This is a genomic window from Acinetobacter sp. ANC_7511, assembly GCF_056779975.1.
Genome location: NZ_JBWYIY010000007.1, coordinates 17,659 through 34,608 on the forward strand (window position 1 = coordinate 17,659; position 16,950 = coordinate 34,608).

The following is a 16,950-nucleotide window of genomic DNA, read 5'->3' on the forward strand; positions in this document are numbered from 1 at the left end:
ATTCGACTATGGCTACAATTCATGTCGATGGCAAATCGTATGAAGTCAATGGCTCAGAGAACTTGCTACAAGCATGCTTGTCTTTGGGTATTGATATCCCGTACTTTTGTTGGCATCCATCCTTAGGTTCTGTCGGTTCTTGCCGTCAATGTGCTGTAACTCAATACGCGAATCCAGAAGATACTCGCGGTCGTTTAGTTATGTCATGTATGACACCTGCAGCTGACAATACCTACATCTCGATTGAAGACAAAGAAGCAAAAGATTTCCGTGCATCTATTGTTGAATTCTTGATGACGAACCACCCACATGACTGTCCAGTCTGTGAGGAAGGTGGTCATTGTCACCTTCAAGATATGACTGTGATGACACAACATGACCGTCGTCGTTACCGTTTCACGAAACGTACGCATTACAACCAAGAACTTGGTTCGTTCATTGCACACGAGATGAACCGTTGTATCGCATGTTACCGTTGTGTTCGTTACTATAAAGACTACGCAGGTGGTACAGACTTCGGTGTATATGCAAACGCTTCACGTGTTTATTTTGGTCGTCCAGAATCAGGTACTTTAGAGTCTGAGTTCTCGGGTAACTTAACTGAAGTATGTCCGACGGGCGTATTCACAGACAAAACACACTCTGCACGTTATAACCGTAAATGGGACATGCAGTATGCGCCAAGCGTCTGCCAAGGCTGCTCTTCAGGTTGTAACATCTCTCCGGGTGAGCGTTATGGTGAATTACGTCGTGTAGAAAACCGTTTTAACGGTGAAGTCAACCAATACTTCCTGTGCGATAAAGGCCGTTTCGGTACGGGTTATGTGAACCGTGAAGACCGTCCACGTCAACCGCAATTCCGTTCAGGTAGCAATGTAGAGACTGTTTCAGTTGATACAGCGTTAGACACCGTGATTGAGAAAATCCAAGGCAAAAAAGTATTGGGTATTGGTTCTCCACGTGCATCTCTTGAGTCTAACTTTGCGCTTCGTGAATTGGTTGGACAAGCAAACTATTCAACAGGTATGTCTCAAAAAGAGCAAAACTTGGTTGAACTTGCTGCATCAATTATGCAAACCGAGGGTGTATATAACCCAGGTATGCGTGAAATTGAAAGCTACGATGCTGTCTTAATTCTCGGTGAAGATTTAACACAAACTGCACCACGTATGGCATTGTCAGTACGTCAAGCTGCGAAGAACAAAGCCAAAGAAATGGCTGCAGAACGCCGTACACAAGAATGGTTGGCTGAGCCAGTACAACGTATTGCTCAAGACGAAAAATCACCAATTTATATCTTGGCTGCGACTCAAACACGTTTATCTGATGTAGCTACTGGTGAAGTCGTTGCTTCTCCAAATGATATCGCACGTTTAGGTTTCGCTGTTGCTGCGGCGGTGAAAGGTGAAAGTATGACTGGTTTAGAAGAAGATGCAAAAGCATTTGCTCAAACCATTGCTGACACTTTAAAAGCTGCAAAAAAACCATTGATTATCTCTGGTACAAGCTTGCAAGAAGCTGCAATTATGGAAGCTGCTGCACAAGTTGCACAGAATCTGGGCAATGCGGGTCTAACATTGACGGTTCCTGAAGTGAACTCAATGGGCTTAGCAATCTTTGGCGGTAACAGCCTTGAGCAAGCATTTGCACAAGACTATGACACTGTCGTGATTGTAGAAAACGACCTTTATCGTCGTTTACCTGCAGTGCAAGTAGATGCTGCTTTGTCTGGTAAAGACGTGATCGTGCTTGACCATTCAGAAACTGAAACGGTGAAAAAAGCGAATATTGTTCTTTCTGCAGCGAGCTTTGCTGAAGGTGACGGTACTGTGGTATCTCAAGAAGGCCGTGCACAACGTTTCTATCAAGTATATGACCCAAGTTACTATAAACCAGAACTTGCGATCAAAGAATCTTGGCGTTGGTTACATGCCATTGAAACTGGCGTGAAAGGCAAAGCAATTTCTTGGACTGTGCTTGATGATGTCATCGAATCAGTTGCTAAGAATGTACCTGCGCTTGAAGCGATTCAAGATGTAGCACCAGATGCAGGATTCCGTGTCCATGGTCTTAAAGTGGCACGTGAACCACGTCGTTACTCTGGTCGTACTTCACTTCGTGCGCCGTTGTCTGTTCATGAGCCTAAACAGCCAACAGATCAAGACTCTGCATTAACATTCTCGATGGAAGGTTATGTCGGGAACCAAACGCCGTCAGCGTTAGTTCCATTTGCATGGTCAGCAGGTTGGAACTCGCCACAAGCTTGGAATAAGTTCCAAGAATCAGTGGGCGGTTCTTTAAAAGGTGGTGATTCAGGTATTCGTTTATTTGATCGCCTTGCGAAATTACCAGCACGCACATTCGTTGCACCAGCACCAGTTCTTGTAAATGCTGAGAGTTTCCGCCTTGTTCCAATGCATCATATTTTTGGATCTGGTGAATTCACAGTGAAAACACCTGCAATGGAGTCTCGTATTCCAGAAGCGGTATTTGCAGTGGGTGAGCAAGATGCAGCGCGCTTGAATGTGAAAGATGGCCAAAACATTACTGTGAAAGCAGGTGAGGCTTCGATCGTTCTTCCTGTTCAAGTCATTGAATATTTACCTACAGGTTATATTGGTTACCCAATTGGTCTCGCGCCAACGGTATCGTTAGCTGAGCCTGTATCAGTCGCGGTAGGAGCATAATTCATGGAACAAGAATTAATCCGTCAAACGCCGCTTTGGGCTGAGAACTGGCCAATTGCCTACTCTGTAGTTCAAGCGATTGTGATCTTGCTCGTTGTAGTTTTGATTGCTGCGTTGATGTCTTTCATTGAGCGTCGTTTACTTGGCTTATGGCAAGACCGTTACGGTCCAAACCGTGTAGGTCCTGGGGGGATGTTCCAGATTGTTGCCGACATGCTGAAAATCATGTTCAAAGAAGACTGGACACCAAAGTTTGCAGATAAATTGACTTTCCGTTTAGCTCCAGCAGTTGCAATGGCAACTGCGGTGTTATCGTTCATGGTTATCCCTGTATCACCTTATTTAGGTGTTGCAGACATGAGTATCGGTCTATTGTTCTTTATGGCAATGGCGGGTATTGCAGTGTATGCAGTTTTATTTGGTGGTTGGTCATCAAACAATAAATATGCATTACTCGGTGGTCTTCGTTCAGCAGCTCAAACGATCTCTTATGAGGTCTTTTTAGGTATTTCCTTGATGGGTGTGGTTGCAATTGCAGGCTCATTCAACATGCGTGAAATCGTAGAAGCTCAAAAAGATGTATGGTTTGTCATTCCACAATTCTTAGGTTTCCTCATCTTCGTGGTTGCAGGTGTTGCGGTAACGCATCGTCACCCATTTGACCAACCAGAAGCGGAACAAGAATTGGCGGAAGGTTACCATGTCGAATATGGTGGTATGAAATGGGGGATGTTCTTCGTTGCGGAATACGTCAACGTTGTCCTGATCTCAGCTTTGATCGTAACCTTATTCTTCGGTGGTTGGTTAGCACCATTTGGTCTAGATTTCCTACCTCCAGCATTTTGGTTCATGATTAAAACAGCATTCTTTGTGATGATGTTTGTCTTGGCACGTGGTTCATTAATGCGTCCACGTTATGACCAAGTGATGAACTTTGGTTGGAAGATTTGTTTGCCTTTAGCGTTGGTCAACTTGTTGGTGACTGGTGCTGTGATTCTGATGAATCAGGCCTAGGACAGCAGGGAGAACATTATGTATAAAATTCTAGCTGGGTTTGGGTCAATTGTACGTTCGTTGTGGATGGTATTTAGCCACGCAACACGTAAACGTGACACTATTTTATACCCTGAAGTTAAAGCTGAAGAAATCGTTCCACCACGATTCCGTGGCCGTATCGTATTGACACGTGACCCAGATGGTGAAGAGCGTTGTGTAGCTTGTAACTTGTGTGCTGTAGCTTGCCCTGTTGGCTGTATTTCATTACAGAAAGCTGAAAAAGAAGATGGTCGTTGGTATCCGGAATTTTTCCGTATCAACTTCTCTCGTTGTATTTTCTGCGGTATGTGTGAAGAAGCATGTCCTACAACTGCTATTCAGATGACACCTGATTTCGAACTCAGTGAATACGTTCGTCAAGACTTAGTTTATGAGAAAGAAAACTTGCTCATTTCTGGTCCTGGTAAATATCCAGACTATAACTTCTACCGTGTAACTGGTATGGCTGTAGCTGGTAAAGACAAAGGTCAGGCTCAGCGTGAAAGCGCACCTGTCGATGTACGGAGCTTATTACCATGATGTGGCCATTTTATTTGATGGCACTTGTGGCCATCGTTTCTACGGTTCGTGTTGTGACTAATGCGAATCCAGTACACGCACTTTTAAGCTTAATCGTTTCGTTACTTGCAGTTGCTGGTATGTTCATGATCGTTGGTGCACCATTTGCAGGTGCACTTGAGATTATTGTTTACGCTGGTGCCATTATGGTTCTTTTCGTCTTCGTTGTGATGATGTTGAACCTTGGTTCTCAAACTGTTGAACAAGAACGTAAATGGTTAACATCTGATGCTTGGGCTTACCCTGCATTGATGAGCTTTTTAATGGGTCTAGTTTTAGTTTGGACAATGACTTCAGAGCACAGCATTTCTGGTCCTTTAATGGGTACAGAAGTTGTAGGCCCTAAAGAAGTTGGTCAAGCACTCTTTACACAATATTTATTATTGGTTGAAGTTGCCGCAATGTTATTGCTTGCTGCGTTAGTTGCTGCATTCCACTTAGGCAAACGTGAACCAAGTGCAGAAGAGGAAAAAGAATAATGGGTAATATCCCTTTAGAGCATGGTTTGATTGTTGCAACCATTCTTTTTGCACTCGGTTTCTACGGTGTAATGGTGCGACGCAACCTTCTATTTATGTTAATGAGCCTTGAGATCATGATGAATGCAGCTGCGCTTGCATTTGTCCTCGCTGGTAGTGCATGGGTGCAACCAGATGGTCAGATCATGTTTATCTTGATCTTAACGCTTGCTGCGGCAGAAGCGTGTATCGGGCTTGCGATCGTCCTTCAGTTCTATCATCGCTTCCATCATTTGGATGTAGATGCTGCTAGTGAGATGCGCGGATGAGTTTATTAGCATTAACCATATTATTTCCGCTCATTGGTTTTATCCTTTTAGCGGCAGGGCGTAATAAGCTTCCTGAAATTGTAGCTGCCATTATTGGTGTGGGTTCAGTTGGTCTTTCAGCACTATGTGCATTATTGGCTGGTATGAATTTCATCAACAGCGGTGAAACATCTCAAGTGACTCACCTTTGGACTTGGTTCAGTGTGGGTGGTTTTGAGCCAGGTATTAGCTTGCACTTAGATGGTTTATCTTTACTTATGCTTGGCATGATTACGGGTGTGGGTTTCTTAATTCATATCTTTGCATCATGGTATATGCGTGGTGAAGAAGACTTTGCACGTTTCTTCTCTTACTTCAACTTATTCGTAGCAAGCATGTTATTGCTTGTGTTGGGTGACAACCTTGCGTTGTTATTCTTAGGTTGGGAAGGTGTTGGTCTGTGCTCATACTTGCTGATTGGTTATTACTACCAAAATCCAGCAAATGGTGCTGCTGCAATTAAAGCATTCACCGTGACACGTATTGGTGACGTTTTCTTACTCATCGCATTATTCTTAATTTTCCAACAATTTGGAACATTGAATATTGCTGAAATCGTTGCTGCTGCGCCTGTGGTAATGACACAAAGCTCATCGTTAACCATTTGGACTGCATTAATGTTGTTCTTGGGTGCTGCAGGTAAATCTGCGCAAATCCCATTACAAACATGGTTAGCAGACGCGATGGCGGGTCCTACACCAGTATCTGCATTAATCCATGCTGCAACAATGGTAACAGCAGGTGTTTACCTATGCTGCCGTATGTTCTCTGTATTTGAAATGGCACCAGAAGTCATGGTGTTTATCTCAATCACAGGTGCGGTAACATTATTAGTTGCAGGTTTTGCTGCACTGGTTCAAACAGACATCAAACGTATTCTTGCTTACTCTACAATGAGTCAGCTCGGTTATATGTTTATGGCTGTAGGTGCTGAAGCATACCAAGCAGGCTTGTTCCACATGCTCACTCACGCATTCTTCAAAGCGTTGTTGTTCTTGTCATCAGGTGCGGTGATTCTTGCATACCATCACGAACAAAACATTTTCAAAATGGGTGGCTTGTTCAAGCGTAATAAATTCTTATTTGCTTGTTTCGCGATCGGTGGCGGTGCCTTAGCAGCGATTCCATTCTTAACGATTGGTTTCTTCTCAAAAGACGCAATCCTGGCGGCTGTGTGGACACAAAGTCATATCGCAGGTTTACCTGTATTCAATACATTGTATTGGGTCGGTGTGGCTGGTGCATTCTTAACATCAATCTATACTTTCCGTTTAATTTGGATTGTGTTCTTTGGCGAAGAGAAAACGCCATATCACGAAATCAAAGGTGCAACTTACTGGGCTCCTTTAGCGATTCTTGCTGTCCTTTCTACAGGTTTGGCAATCGTACTTAAAGCGCCAGTCATGAGTATTCTTGATGCAGCACAAATTCCTGCATTTGTTATTCCTGAAGCGCTAGAAGCTGGTGCGCATGGTGCAGAATATGTCGCTATTGCAATCGCACTTGCTGGTTTAGCGGTTGGTGTTGTCTTATTTGCTTTTGCTTATAAAGCAGTTCAAGGTTTTGCTCGCACTTCATTGGGTGCTGGACTTGCAAATATCTGTCGTAATGCGCTTGGTTTCGATGCGTTATATGACCTCGTGTTTGTAAAACCTTACTTATTTATTGCAAAAATGATTGGTCGTGACCCGATTGATGGCGTATGGCTTGTATTGCCAGCGATTGTTAAAGGTGGTCATAGCTTCACTAGTTCACGTCAAACAGGTTCTTTGCGTGAGTACGCATCGAGCATGGCGTTCGGTATCGTGGTGATTATCATGATTCTGATCGTGACTCAGATCGTGGGGAAATAAGATGGAAAACATCAATAACTGGTATTTACCCGCGCTGATCCTCATTCCGTTCATTGCTGGTTTTATTTGTTGGGTCGTTGATAAATTAGATCAACACCTACCACGTTATATTGCACTTGTGGGTATGCTCATTACTTTGGGCATGACCGTTGCTTTATGGCAATCAGGTACCTACAGCTACCAAATTGGTGAAACTGTACCGACTTGGTCTGCAGAGTTCTATGTACCTTGGATTCAAACCCTTGGCATTAACATCCACTTAGCGGTGGATGGTCTTTCACTTCTAATGGTCGGTTTAACTGCTTTACTAGGTGTATTGGCGGTTGGCTGTTCTTGGGGTGAAATTCAGAAGAACGTTGGTTTCTTCCACTTAAACCTTTTATGGTCTTTAGGTGGCGTGATCGGTGTATTCTTGGCTGTTGATTTGTTCTTGTTCTTCTTCTTCTGGGAGATGATGCTCGTTCCAATCTACTTCTTGATTGCACTCTGGGGCCACAAAGGTGCTTCTGGTAAATCTCGTGTTTACGCTGCGACTAAATTCTTTATTTACACGCAGGTGGCTGGTCTGATCATGTTGATTGGTATCTTAGGTCTTGTGATCTACGGTTTCATGATGACAGATACAATCAGCTTCAGTTATAACCATTTACTCGCTGTTGCGAATACATTGGATGCTAACCCACAAACGTCATCAATTGCCTTTGCATTTATGATTTGTTTGTTTATTGGTTTTGCAGTCAAACTTCCTGTTTTCCCCTTGCATGGTTGGTTACCAGACGCGCACGCACAAGCACCTACAGCAGGTTCTGTAGACCTTGCGGGTATCTTAATTAAGACAGCGGCTTACGGTTTACTTCGTTTCGTCATTCCATTCTTCCCAGTTGCTTCAGCGCAGTTTGCTGATGTAGCAATCATTTTCGGTTTAATTGGTATCTTCTACGGTGCTTGGTGTGCTTTCCAGCAAACCGATATGAAACGTTTGTTGGCGTATACGTCGATTTCACACATGGGCTTTGTTTTACTTGCAATCTACGCAGGTAACATCCTGACCTTCCAAGGTCTGATGGTCATGATGTTGGCTCACGGTTTATCGTCAGCAGCATTATTCATTATGTGTGGTCAAGTGTATGAGCGTCTTCACACACGTGATTTACGCTTGATGGGTGGTATTCGTGGTCAATTCCAGTATTTACCATTCTTCTTGATGTTCTTTATTGCTGCGCTTGTAGGTATCCCTGGCTTAGGTAACTTCATTGGTGAGTTCCTCATCTTGATGGGTGCATTTGCTCAATTCCCTACATTCACGATTATTGCTGCGATCAGCTTAGTATTTGCGGGTCTATATGGTTTAATCCTGATTCATAAAGCGTTATTTGGTGTGCCAAACGAAGAGCAAAAACAACACTATGCGAACCCATTAAAAGATCTTAATGCGCGTGAGCTTGGTATTTTGTTAATTTGTGCGTTCGGTCTGTTATGGCTTGGTTTGTATCCACAAAGCTTCCTTGATATTTCAGAATCAAGTTTGGCTTGGATTGCGAATAGCTACATTCCAGTACAAGAAGTAGTTGAAGTGGTTGAACAAGCCACAACTCAACTCGAAAATGTGGAGATGCAATAAGTCATGAACTTCACACTATCATTTTCTGAGCTAATGCCATTAGCTCCTGTGATGATTGTTGCTTTAACAGCAATCATCGTAATGATTTTGACTGCAATCAAACGTAATCATAATTTGATTGCGACAGTATCTGTTATCGGTCTTAACCTTGCATTGTTGAATATTCTATTCACGTTGTTTACAGGTTCTCAGATCTCACCAAATGTCATGAACCTATTTATGGTTGATGCTTTTGGTCTGTTCTATCAAGTGATTATTTTGATTGCTGCATTGGCTTGTTGCACACTGTCACATGCATATATCGAAACCTATAAAGATAATCGTGAAGAACTTTATCTATTAATGTTGATCTCTGTTTCAGGGGCAATGTTAATGGTAACAAGTTCACACTTTGCATCATTCTTCATTAGCTTAGAGTTAATGTCGATTCCAGTGTACGGTCTGATTGCTTATACCTACCAACGCGGTAAGTCACTCGAAGCGGGTATTAAATATCTTGTACTTTCAGCAACTGCTTCTGCAATGTTGTTGATGGGTATGGCTTATGTTTACTCAGTTCTAGGTTCATTATCATTTGCGGGTCAAGTGGATGATATGTTCTGGGCGTTAACTAAGTCTCAAGATCCTCAATTGATGATGGCGCTGCAAGCTTATATTCCTCAATTTGGTGAGAAACTTACCACTGTATTTGGAATCTTAGGTCTTGGTTTAATCATCGCAGCTGTTGCATTTAAATTGTCTTTAGCGCCATTCCATAAATGGACGCCAGATGTATACGCAGGTGCTCCAGCACCAATTGCAACATTCCTTGCTACTGTAGCTAAAGTTGCAATGATTGGTTTATTCGTACGTTACTTACTGTCTTCAGGTGTAATTGGTATCGAATCGATCAAAACGATTTTGATCGTCATTGCAGTGTTATCAATCTTGATTGGTAACATGCTTGCAGTGAAACAAGTGAACTTAAAACGTATTTTGGCATACTCGTCAATTGCGCATTTTGGTTACTTATTCCTTGCTGTTGTTACGACATCTTTCTTAAGCTTAACGTCAGTAAGTTTATATGTATTAACGTATGTATTAACGACGATTGGTGCGTTTGGTGCTGTAGCGTTGATGTCTAGCCCATACAACAACAATGACGAAGCAGAATCACTTGCAGACTACCGTGGTCTATTCTGGCGTCGTCCAGTATTGACGGCAACCCTGACTGTGATGATGCTATCTCTTGCAGGTATTCCGTTAACTGCAGGCTTCATCGGTAAATTCATGCTGATCATGACAGTTGTGTCTGAAGCACATTGGTTCTTCGCTGCGATGATCATTGTGGGTTCTGGTATTGGTCTATACTATTACCTACGTGTCATGATCGTCATGTATATGACGCCACCAGACACTCCACGTATTGATGCTGATAAACATTGGGGTCAAAAAGTGGGTGGTATTATGGTATTGCTTGCTGCGCTTGCAGTGCTTGTAATCGGTGTATATCCAGATCCAGTCATTGCGATGGCAAATCAAGCACAATTGATCGCGCCATTACATATCGTTCTTCAATAGTTGATCGATTAATCTAAAAAAACTATTGTTGTTAACAAAAAAAGCCCTCATTCATTGAGGGCTTTTCTTATTTCTTATATTAAAAACATTTATAATAGACAGAATTTACATTTATGCTTCAGGTGTTCTCCCGTGCCAATCCAAGAAATTCGTCATCCGCTCATTCGTCATAAATTAGGTTTATTACGCCGTGCAGATATCAGCACGAAGAACTTCCGTGAGTTAGCGCAAGAAGTCACAATGTTACTGACTTATGAAGCAACCAAAGATTTACCTGTTGTAGATCACGAAATTAATGGCTGGAATGGCCCGGTGACAACACAGCGTATTGCAGGTAAAAAAATTACTGTTGTACCAATTTTACGTGCTGGCATTGGTATGCTTGATGGTTTCTTAAATCTTATTCCAAGTGCAAAAGTTTCTGTTCTTGGTTTAGAGCGTGATGAGGAAACATTAGAAGCACGTACATACTATAAGAAATTGGTACCTGACGTACAAAACCGTATAGCGATGATTATTGATCCAATGCTTGCGACTGGATCATCATTGGTTGCTGCTATTGATGTCCTTAAAGCGAGTGGTTGTAAAGATATCCGAGTGATGGTTTTGGTTGCAGCACCAGAAGGCATTAAACGTGTGGAAGAAGCACATCCTGATGTTGTCATTTTTACCGCAGCTGTAGACAACGGTTTAAACGAGAATGGTTATATCGTTCCGGGTCTTGGGGATGCTGGCGATAAAATTTTTGGTTCTGTACAAAAAGATTAAAATTTGATTAAATTATAGAGGAGGCTAAGGCCTCCTTTTTTATTAAGATTTTGATTCAACGATAAATTTAAAAAAACTAATTACTAAGAATCAATCTTTTTTATGCTGGGGAAATAACATGTTTTACAGGGGTGTTTTACATTCGTACGACCCTGCATTGAAAGCAGGAATTATCAAAATCAATGATCATGATTTTGATGTACATTTCGTATTGAATGACATGGCAAATTCCAGTATCGCGCCTCAAATTGGTGAGCGTGTGAAATGTATCGTGGTCGATAAAGACGACCAACGTCATGCAAAATTTATCGTGCGGTTGGACAATAAACATGCACGCGTCGAACAACCCTTGAATCAACTTTTTTATCGTGCGCACGAAGATTTAGAAGGTGAGTCTAAGAAGTTTGAACAAGAGCTAGATGAGCTGATCGAAAAGCGTCTTGCAGATCAGGAAAGTACGCTTGACTCACAAACACAAATCCAAGATTTTGAACTAAATTTTAATACACTGAGTAAAGAATCAATCGTGTTGGATGGTTCTGGTGCTGAACATCATGCAGATCAAGTTTCAGATCCAGTATCTAAAATTTCCTTAGGTGAACCTCTTGAGGAAGAGCAAATTAAAGAAATGCTCGAATCAAAGCCAAGTCGCCGTGTGCCAGTCTTAGATGAGTCAGCTGTCGTACCACTTACGAAAGTTCAACCTTTGAATGAGAGTGCGCCTGAAGAGAACGTAGATGATCATTTACCCGAGCCAACCCATGCAAAAGGGCGCCCACCAAAAGTTGTACGTAAAGAACTCCCTGATGTTAAAACGCATTTTCAATTAAAATTTAATGCGCAAAAATTCATTACGAGTTCGCGTGTTGATGAATTCGGAGCTGATAAAAAATCAAAGAAAAAAGCCAAGAAGATAAAAGATCCAAACAAGCAATTTAATCCATGGATATTTGCAAGTATTGTCCCTATTTTAGTGTTCATTAATCTGGGTGTTTGGGGATTTCAAAAATATGAGCAATACAGAGAAGAGCAAGACGCAAAAGCAAAAATTTATGCGGTAGAACAAGAACACATTATCAAAGAACAAAAGAAAGAAGCTGAGAAATAAAAAAAGCTCCAATGAGGAGCTTTTTTTATTAAGCATCACAGAATTTCATAAAGGCTTTTAAACCAGGTCCCTGATATTTTTGACGGTGTACTAACATAAATAAAGGACGTGTGAGTTGCCAGAACGGCGTTTCTAAAATCACCAGTTGCTCTTTTTCTCTTAATGGTTCAATAGCTAATTTTGAAATACATGACATGCCTAAACCACCAGCAACAATTTTCAAAATAGCTTCATTATGACCCAAAGTTAAACGAATATTGGCATTCGGTAAGTCTTGCAGGATTGCGTTGTCAAAGACTTCACGAGTCCCTGAACCTTCTTCACGTAAAATCCATTCAGCCTGTTTAAAGTCTTCAATGGTCAGAGGGCGGTCTAATTTCGCTAGGGGATGATCTGGTGAGCAACACACAGCAAGCTCATCATCACGCCAGTGGATCGATTGTAATTGAGGTAAGTGACATGAACCTTCAATAAGGGCTAAATCAAGTTGGAATTGATTAACAGCTTCAATCATTTGACGCGTATTGCCCACTTGAAGTTGCAAATGTGCTTGTGGTTGTAATTGAAGAAAATCAGCCATTAAATCAGGCATCAAATAATCACTAATGGTCAAAGTCGCCCCAATACGGAGATCAATACTTTGAAGCTCGCCTTTTGCCGCTTGTTCAAATGATTCACATCGACCTAAAATTTCAAGCGCCTGTGGAAGTAAAAAACGACCCAAGTCATTCAGTTGTAATCGTTTTCCTAAGCGATCAAATAATGGTGCACCGAGACCATCTTCAAGATCTGCTAACGCCATACTTGCAGCACTTTGTGTGAGTCGTACAGCATCACTTGCTTTAGTTACCGTACCCTCTTGAGCGACAGCTACGAAAACAGCCAGTTGGCGTAATGTCATGCGCATGAATGAAGCCTTAATGTGAAAAAATATTAATAAATTATATTGTCATGCTACCATGAGCGCAGTCTGTCATGCCACGTAGAAATTATGTCAATTGAAAAATTTAGCGTAGAAAAAGTCCTTTCTGTACATCGTTGGACCAACACTTTATTTAGCTTTACCATGACACGTCCCGCACATTTTAAATTTACCGCAGGGCAGTTCGCGCGTATTGGTTTGAAAGTTGGCGATGATTTAGTGGTACGTGCGTATTCTGTCGTTTCATCGCCTTTTGATGAAACCTTAGAATTTTTTTCAATTGTTGTACCAGATGGTGCTTTTACATCAAATTTACAACATCTCAAAGTTGATGATGAACTTTATTTGGAAAAGATTCCTTATGGATTTTTGACGTTAGCACGTTACCAGTTACCTATGCCAAATGACCTGTGGTTATTGGCGACAGGCACGGGGCTCGCACCATTTATTTCTATGTTGCAAGACTTTGAAGTATGGCAAAAATATAAAAATATTCATTTGGTTTACAGTGTGAGAACAGCAAGTGAATTGGCTTACGTAGACCGAATTCAGGAAGTTGCGGATACCTTTGGTGAGGGTCATACAGGATTTAAATTTGTGCCAATTATTACACGTGATCCAAATGCACCATTGCATGATCGATTGCCAGTATTGATCGAAAATAGAGCGTTAGAGAAAACCGTTGGTCTCGATTTTAATCCGCAAACGTCACATATCATGCTGTGTGGGAATCCCCAAATGGTTGAAGATACAAAAGAGGCACTGAAAGCCCGTGGCCTGACCATGAATCGCCGTGGTGAAGGAAATATTGCAGTAGAGAACTATTGGTAAGTCCTAATCACCCTCTCTCTTTGGGTGAGGGAATTACGGCAAAAAACCTCCATCTCGGAGGTTTTTTTCTAAATTACATAGGAATACTATGCGACATACTTAATGGACAAACATATCCATAAATTCACGAATCTCTTGAATCGCAGTATCTACATCACTCGTGAGCCAAGTCGGTTCAAATAAACCTGCATAATGTTCCAAACGATCGTGTGGAACCACTAAACGAATTGGGCATTCTTCTTCGAGTAAACGCCAAGGAATAATGGGTACTTCATTATCTAAGAAGCAAGCGATGTTACGAATGTCGATGATCATGCCGTTGACACATTCAGGAAAGGGCATCACCGAAAACTCTTCAGTGCGACGGCGGAAATACTCTAAGTCACCCCACTTCAGCACATAGCTTGGTTTCGTAAACTCAATAATTCCAATCAAATGCCCATCACGGGTATGATGCAAAGAACAGGCATGAGTGACATCTGTGTCTAAATCTAAAGAGACACTTTGTCGGCGATAGGTCATACAGATCGACAATAAAAATGAGGAGGGTGCATATTATACTCTATTTTGCATCACAGCTCATGTGCTTTGATCAGTACGAATTGATAATGTTTTTTCACACAAAACAACATGATAGATTGCTAGTATAAAAAATCATCAAAATACATAAGAGGGGCATCATGGTAGATCAATCCAATCATCCGACCCATAATGATCAAAAGAAGAAAAGTAAGATCCCAGTGTATATTCTGATTATCGTTGGTATTTTTTTAGCAGCCTTCATTTTCTATATGCTCGCTGATCGTGAACCAACACCAGGTCAAATTCCTGCTGATACGACTATTCCTGCAACTCAAGATAATGCAGATACAGCAACGGCAACAGATTCAGCAGTGGATAATACCGTTACTGCGGTCGCAAACGACCAATAAACCACTACACTTTTCATGTTTAAACCCAGCTTAGGCTGGGTTTTTTCTTGATTTGCAACAATGTGTTGTATTTATGATGCTTTGAGTTGATTAAAAAATATTCGAAATTTATGGTGTGATGACGCGATCGAAAAATGATCTAGGGAAAAGAATTAAATCAATCGTAATTCAGAACACTTAACATAAGAAGAGGCGTAACCAATGAATGATGAATATAACGGCTTCACTCGAAATGGGGGCTTTGATGCAATGTATTATTGGGAGCAATTCCAACCAATTATTGCTGCAGTGGCCATTTTACTCATAGGATGGATCATCGCTTTAATCGTTGCCGCAGGGGTTAAGAAGGTACTTGCAAAATTAAATACCAATCAAAAATTGAGTAGCGCGACAGGACATCGCTCAAATATAGAAAATATCATCTCCAGAGTCGTTTTCTGGCTGATCCTCATTATTGCTGTTATCGGTTCACTCAACGTTTTAAACCTGACCAGTGTGAGTGGTCCGTTTAGTAATATGGTTCAACAATTCTTACTATTTATCCCACAATTATTGGCTGCGGTAGCAGTTGGTTTTATTGGATGGATCGTAGCAAATTTAGTCAAAGTTGGATTAACTCGACTACTCAGTCGTACACAATTGGATGAAAAGCTCAGTCAAGACGTTGGTGTGAGCTCATTTAGCCAAAATATCAGTGAAATTGTTTACTGGCTCATTTTATTGCTGTTCTTACCGATCGTGCTGTCTATTTTGGGCTTAAATGGTTTGTTATATCCAGTTCAGAATATGGTGACTGAAGCCGTTGCATACTTGCCGAATATCTTTATGGCAGGTGTGATTTTATTTGTTGGTTACATTTTGGCAAAAATTGTACGCGGTATTGTCGAAGGACTACTTTCAAGTTTGAATGTTCAACAGCAAGCTGAAAAAATCGGAGTTTTTAAAAATTCCAATCTGCCTAAGCTATTAGGATCATTTGTATTTGCCTTAGTAATCATTACTTCACTGATTATTGCGTTTGAGGCTTTGGGTGTAGACGCGATTTCACAACCAGCAACAGCAATGTTGTATGAAATTATGAATGCAATTCCGCATATCATCGCAGCAGGTTTAATCCTGATCATTGCTTATGTGGTCTCACGTTTCGTATCTAATCTTGTAGTTGAAGTAATCGCTGGGACAGGTATTGATAACATTCCTCAAAAGCTCGATATGCAACGCTTTTTGGGTCAAACCAAAATATCAAAAGTTGTCGGTCATTTGATTGTATTCTTCACCATGCTCTTTGCGGTGTCTGAAGCTGCGAATCGTTTGGGCTTCGATCAAATTAGTGATTTGATTGCGATGTTCATTTATTTCGGAGCGAATGTACTTTTAGGTGCAGTTATCCTCGTCATTGGTTTCTGGTTAGCAAATCTTGTTGCCAATGTGGTGAAGCGTGGTGAGACCAATAGCGCACATTGGTTAGCGAATCTTGTCCGAGTACTGATCATTGGTTTAGTCGTGGCAATGGGCTTGCGTGCAATGGGAATCGCTGACTCAATCGTAAACTTAGCCTTTGGATTAACACTTGGAGCGGTTGCTGTCGCTTTTGCGCTTGCTTTTGGTCTAGGTGGTCGCCAACCTGCAGAGCGATTGTTGACTGACTTAATCGATAAAGCGAAATCTGACGCGAATAAGCCAAGACCAAATCAGCCTGAACAAGTCACTCCACCACTTACTGAGCAAATGGATGCTTCAACTGTTGCGGAAGAATATCAAGACGAAGACATTCCACCCACGCAAATTGATGTAGAGGCACCAACTCAACCATTGAATAATCCTTATGGATCTACAGGAGAGTCGGATCAAAATACACCATCAAAAAATGACCCTAAATAACATGTAAATTTGTGTCAGGATCAGTCAGCATGGTTTGGCTGATCCTCATGAAAAAGAGTAAAAATTATGAGTAAGAAATTTAATAAATTATTCGCCCCAATAGTGATTGCGGGTATCACCGTGGGTTTTTTAGCAAGCGCTTACCGCTTTGTTTTTGCAAATTCAAAAGCTACTGAAAACAACAGACTCAATACACCATCTATTGATGATGTAGTAACAGATCCAACCACACAAATGATTGATTCAACTGATACCAACGCCCAAAGACCCTCATAAATTACTTCCTTTAGAAAAGATAAATCAATAATGAAGCATTCGATTGATCAATAGGGACAATATTCAAAGAG

16 protein-coding genes are annotated in these 16,950 nt (G+C 41.4%); 14 read left to right on the forward strand and 2 right to left on the reverse strand.

What is annotated here, in order from left to right; all coding sequences use genetic code 11:
- Positions 1–8 precede the first annotated feature (8 nt).
- The 10 genes from nuoG to AC1M9L_RS05980 all read left to right on the forward strand — a co-directional run bounded on the left by nuoG (position 9) and on the right by AC1M9L_RS05980 (position 12,037).
- Positions 9–2,687, forward strand: a complete 2,679-nt coding sequence (nuoG, locus tag AC1M9L_RS05935) for an NADH-quinone oxidoreductase subunit NuoG (protein WP_481591594.1) — start codon at positions 9–11, stop codon at positions 2,685–2,687.
- 3 nt (positions 2,688–2,690) lie between these two features.
- Entirely contained in the window at positions 2,691–3,701 is a 1,011-nt protein-coding gene (gene nuoH, locus AC1M9L_RS05940) for an NADH-quinone oxidoreductase subunit NuoH (protein ID WP_035267266.1), read from the forward strand.
- A gap of 18 nt (positions 3,702–3,719) precedes the next feature.
- Positions 3,720–4,262, forward strand: a complete 543-nt coding sequence (nuoI, locus tag AC1M9L_RS05945; RefSeq protein ID WP_035267267.1) for an NADH-quinone oxidoreductase subunit NuoI — start codon at positions 3,720–3,722, stop codon at positions 4,260–4,262.
- Positions 4,262–4,780 (forward strand): NADH-quinone oxidoreductase subunit J, encoded by a 519-nt coding sequence (gene nuoJ, locus AC1M9L_RS05950; RefSeq protein ID WP_171076777.1) that lies wholly within the window; start codon positions 4,262–4,264, stop codon positions 4,778–4,780. Before nuoI ends, nuoJ begins: the two co-directional genes overlap by 1 nt.
- Entirely contained in the window at positions 4,780–5,088 is a 309-nt protein-coding gene (gene nuoK / locus AC1M9L_RS05955) for an NADH-quinone oxidoreductase subunit NuoK (protein WP_004695395.1), read from the forward strand. The genes nuoJ and nuoK overlap by 1 nt, the downstream gene beginning before the upstream one ends.
- Positions 5,085–6,980, forward strand: coding sequence for an NADH-quinone oxidoreductase subunit L (gene nuoL, locus AC1M9L_RS05960; RefSeq protein ID WP_092766949.1), 1,896 nt, complete (start codon positions 5,085–5,087; stop codon positions 6,978–6,980). The genes nuoK and nuoL overlap by 4 nt, the downstream gene beginning before the upstream one ends.
- A 1-nt stretch (position 6,981) precedes the next feature.
- Positions 6,982–8,601: an NADH-quinone oxidoreductase subunit M gene (gene nuoM / locus AC1M9L_RS05965; protein WP_092766950.1), complete on the forward strand. Its 1,620-nt coding sequence runs from the start codon at positions 6,982–6,984 to the stop codon at positions 8,599–8,601.
- A gap of 3 nt (positions 8,602–8,604) precedes the next feature.
- Positions 8,605–10,161, forward strand: a complete 1,557-nt coding sequence (gene nuoN, locus AC1M9L_RS05970) for an NADH-quinone oxidoreductase subunit NuoN (protein WP_035267275.1) — start codon at positions 8,605–8,607, stop codon at positions 10,159–10,161.
- Positions 10,162–10,293: 132 nt separating this feature from the next.
- Positions 10,294–10,929 (forward strand): uracil phosphoribosyltransferase, encoded by a 636-nt coding sequence (gene upp / locus AC1M9L_RS05975; protein ID WP_035267277.1) that lies wholly within the window; start codon positions 10,294–10,296, stop codon positions 10,927–10,929.
- A gap of 118 nt (positions 10,930–11,047) precedes the next feature.
- A complete protein-coding gene (locus AC1M9L_RS05980; RefSeq protein WP_481591595.1) occupies positions 11,048–12,037 on the forward strand; it encodes a hypothetical protein in 990 nt (329 codons plus the stop codon).
- 28 nt (positions 12,038–12,065) lie between these two features.
- Here the strand turns inward: AC1M9L_RS05980 and gigC are convergent, their stop codons facing one another.
- Entirely contained in the window at positions 12,066–12,944 is an 879-nt protein-coding gene (gene gigC, locus AC1M9L_RS05985; RefSeq protein WP_180028048.1) for a LysR family transcriptional regulator GigC, read from the reverse strand.
- A gap of 84 nt (positions 12,945–13,028) precedes the next feature.
- On the opposite strand from gigC, the gene AC1M9L_RS05990 reads away from it, so the two are divergent.
- Entirely contained in the window at positions 13,029–13,790 is a 762-nt protein-coding gene (locus tag AC1M9L_RS05990; RefSeq protein WP_481591596.1) for a ferredoxin--NADP reductase, read from the forward strand.
- 99 nt (positions 13,791–13,889) lie between these two features.
- Here the strand turns inward: AC1M9L_RS05990 and AC1M9L_RS05995 are convergent, their stop codons facing one another.
- Positions 13,890–14,312, reverse strand: a complete 423-nt coding sequence (locus AC1M9L_RS05995; protein ID WP_481591597.1) for a hypothetical protein — start codon at positions 14,310–14,312, stop codon at positions 13,890–13,892.
- 158 nt (positions 14,313–14,470) lie between these two features.
- Between AC1M9L_RS05995 and AC1M9L_RS06000 the strand changes: the two genes are divergently transcribed.
- The 3 genes from AC1M9L_RS06000 to AC1M9L_RS06010 all read left to right on the forward strand — a co-directional run bounded on the left by AC1M9L_RS06000 (position 14,471) and on the right by AC1M9L_RS06010 (position 16,879).
- Positions 14,471–14,722: a hypothetical protein gene (locus AC1M9L_RS06000; protein WP_035267289.1), complete on the forward strand. Its 252-nt coding sequence runs from the start codon at positions 14,471–14,473 to the stop codon at positions 14,720–14,722.
- A 201-nt stretch (positions 14,723–14,923) separates the two neighbouring features.
- Positions 14,924–16,603, forward strand: a complete 1,680-nt coding sequence (locus tag AC1M9L_RS06005) for a mechanosensitive ion channel (RefSeq protein ID WP_481591598.1) — start codon at positions 14,924–14,926, stop codon at positions 16,601–16,603.
- 66 nt (positions 16,604–16,669) lie between these two features.
- Positions 16,670–16,879 (forward strand): hypothetical protein, encoded by a 210-nt coding sequence (locus tag AC1M9L_RS06010; protein ID WP_481591599.1) that lies wholly within the window; start codon positions 16,670–16,672, stop codon positions 16,877–16,879.
- Positions 16,880–16,950 lie beyond the last annotated feature (71 nt).